The organism is Flavobacterium flabelliforme (assembly GCF_017948675.1).
GTDB lineage: Bacteria > Bacteroidota > Bacteroidia > Flavobacteriales > Flavobacteriaceae > Flavobacterium > Flavobacterium pygoscelis.
Genome location: NZ_JAGFBU010000056.1, coordinates 1 through 204, shown reverse-complemented (window position 1 = coordinate 204; position 204 = coordinate 1). Strand labels below are relative to the sequence as shown.

Below are 204 nucleotides of genomic sequence, written 5' to 3'. Positions count from 1 at the left end.
TCAACGTGAGTGTGGTAGCCGATAATAAAACCAAAGTATACGGAGACGCGAACCCAGCGTTAACCGCTGTGGTAACTGGAACGGTAAATGGCGATGTGATTGACTATACGTTAAGCACTACCGCTACAACCACTTCAGCAGTAGGAAGCTATCCAATTGCAGTGGCTTTAGGCAGTAATCCAAACTATACGGTAAGCACAACAG

Annotated in this window: 1 protein-coding gene; it reads left to right on the top strand. The window is 46.1% G+C overall.

The genetic code is table 11. The annotated features are described in order from the left end of the window. A partial coding sequence (locus J3S90_RS15850) for an MBG domain-containing protein (RefSeq protein WP_210646995.1) occupies nucleotides 1-204 on the top strand: 204 nt, incomplete at both ends.